Origin of the sequence: Ilyobacter sp. (assembly GCF_041583315.1) — a bacterium.
In the GTDB taxonomy this organism is placed as follows: domain Bacteria; phylum Fusobacteriota; class Fusobacteriia; order Fusobacteriales; family Fusobacteriaceae; genus Ilyobacter.
In genome coordinates, this window is record NZ_JBFHGC010000415.1 from 1 (window position 1) to 2,616 (window position 2,616).

The window sequence follows — 2,616 nt, forward strand, 5'->3', positions numbered from 1 at the left end:
GTATTTGGATGTATCTTTGCAGGATCAGTTCATGACTATCTGGCAGGTATGCTTTCACTCAGACACGATGGATCTACAGTAGCTGAGATAGTTGGTAAATATCTTGGGAACGGGCCAAAAAATTTCATGAGAGTATTCTCAGTAGTGCTGCTGATTCTTGTGGGAGTGGTATTTGTAGTGGGTCCTGCCGGTATACTGACAACTATAGTCCCAAGTGTAGGTAAGATGACCTGGGTCGGACTTATAATTTTTTATTATATTATAGCAACCGTTCTTCCTGTGGATAAACTGATATCCAAGATATATCCAATATTTGGTCTTTCTCTTATCATAATGGGACTGGGAATTGGTTTGGGACTTTTTGTAAAAGGATATCAGATTCCTGAGCTAACACTTCAAAACTTAAATCCAAAAGGCACTCCTTTTTATCCGTTCCTTTTTATAACAATTGCCTGTGGAGCAATATCAGGTTTCCATGCTACTCAGTCACCACTTATGGCGAGATGTCTCCAAAATGAAAAAGAGGGTAAAAAAGTATTTTTCGGTTCTATGATAGCAGAAGGAGTCATCGCTCTTATTTGGGCTGCTGCTGCAATGAGTTTCTTTGGTAGCACAGAAGGTCTTGCCCAGGCAGGCTCTGCAGGTGTAGTAGTAAACACGATTTCCAACTCAATGCTAGGTAAAGTTGGTGGAGCACTTGCACTTTTAGGGGTAGTCGCATGTCCGATCACCTCTGGAGACACTGCATTTAGAAGTGCAAGACTTGCAATTGCAGATGCTACGAAGCTTAAACAGGGACCTATAAAAAACAGATTTATTATTGCAATCCCGTTGTTTATTGTGGGAATTTCCCTTTGTTTCATGGACTTTGGAATAATTTGGAGATATTTTGCCTGGTCTAATCAGACACTTGCAACAATAATGTTGTGGGCAGGTGCAGTTTATCTGGCAGGAGAAGGTAAAAATTTCTGGATTGCTGCAATACCGGCTACATTTATGACAGGAGTTGTGACTACATACATAATAATCGCTCCTGAAGGGTTAAAAATGTCTACGGCAATAGGTTATCCTTTTGGAATAGTTGCGGCAATAGTTGCAATCGTAGTCTTCCTTAAAAAGAAAAAAGTCCAACCTCTCAAAGATGCAGAAGAAATTCTTTAGATATTAAACGTTCTTTTTTTAATCTGTGCAGGCAAGTAAATTTATCTGACCTATACTAAATTATTTAAAACTATTATAAAAAGGCTGTTGTAAAAGTATTGTATGAATTTTAATACTACAATGGCCTTTTTTTATTATATTGTCGTATTAAATTATAGAATAAATACTGCGGCCAATTCCCTTATTATAAAAAATTTAGTTACGAAATTTTAGTCTTTTTAAAAATATAAACTAACTTCAATCCCAGCCAAAATTTATGATTTGCCACAATAAACTTATTCGGGTTATTATTTAATATAAGGAGGCGATAATTATGATGATAAGCATCTATCTCTGGAAGGAACTAGATCATTTCACAAAGGCCATAGAAGATCTGGGAAAAGAATTCCCCGATATAGAAATAAGAACCTATTTCACAAAGGAAGAAAAAGATTACGGAAATTCAGATGTTATTTTGGCAGTGGACATGACCACGGAAGAAGCAAAAAAAGCTTCCAAGATAAAGGCTATTTTTGTCCCCTATACGGGACTGGATGAATTTCCACAAAAATATCTAGAAGAAAGAAAAATCCGAATATATCACAGCTATGCAAAGTCAAAATATGTAGCAGAAAGAGCCCTCACCTTAGCCCTTGGAATAATGGGTAAAGTAACTGAATATGACAGAGATATGAGAAACGGGAAATGGGGTCCTAGAACTGGAAACAAAAACCGTTGGGAGACTCTTTTTGACAAAAGATGCGCCCTCTTGGGAATAGGGCATATCGGTCAGAACATATCGGCTCTGTTGAAACCCTTCACTGAGGAGATATACACCCTCGACAGGGGAAAACGTTATCCAAATATAAAAAAATATTTTAAAACAGTAGAAGAACTGTCTGAAAACTGCGATGTGTTTTTTCTATCTCTCCCTCTGAATGATAGTACAGAAGGTATAATAAATGAAAAAATACTAGATAAACTCCAGGGAAAGTATCTGATAAATGTAGGCCGGGGTAAAACTATAGAGGAGAAAGCCCTTTATGAATCTCTCAAAACCAACAAACTTAAGGGAGCAGGTATAGAGGTATGGTATGACTATCCCGACAGAACTGAAAAAGAGTGTTTCCCGTCAAAATATCCCTTCCAGGATCTGAAAAACATAATAATGTCTCCCCATGTGGCAACTTTCGTCAAGGAAGATGTATGGGTCTATTTCGATGATATCATGGAACAGCTTAGAAATTACATCATAAAGGAAGAGGCAAAGAAATAATTTGCAACAATGCCTCTGCTGTAATATAATTTAGATAAACCGATTTTTACATTCTTATTATTAGAAGTTCACACAGCGGGAAATATCTAGATTTTTAAGGAGCAATAATGATATTAATGATAGATAATTATGATTCTTTCACCTATAATTTAGTCCAGTATCTATCCCAGCTGGGTGAGAAGATTGTCGTAAAAAGAAAC

The 2,616-nt window shown here is 36.7% G+C and carries 2 protein-coding genes and 1 pseudogene; all 3 read left to right on the forward strand.

The features are described 5' to 3' along the window. Window positions 1-1,161, forward strand: a 1,161-nt coding sequence (locus ABZA26_RS12265) for a carbon starvation CstA family protein (RefSeq protein WP_372714801.1), incomplete at its 5' end; no start/stop codon positions are given. Window positions 1,162-1,474: 313 nt separating this feature from the next. Beyond that, window positions 1,475-2,416, forward strand: a complete 942-nt coding sequence (locus ABZA26_RS12270; protein ID WP_372714802.1) for a 2-hydroxyacid dehydrogenase — start codon at window positions 1,475-1,477, stop codon at window positions 2,414-2,416. Window positions 2,417-2,523: 107 nt separating this feature from the next. Further along, window positions 2,524-2,616: pseudogene (locus ABZA26_RS12275) on the forward strand (aminodeoxychorismate/anthranilate synthase component II); the annotation flags it as partial.

Excerpts from the sequence above, each read along its gene's own strand:
- ABZA26_RS12270 (WP_372714802.1), top strand. The coding sequence starts at position 1,475 with ATGATGATAAGCATCTATCTCTGGAAGGAACTAGATCATTTCACAAAG.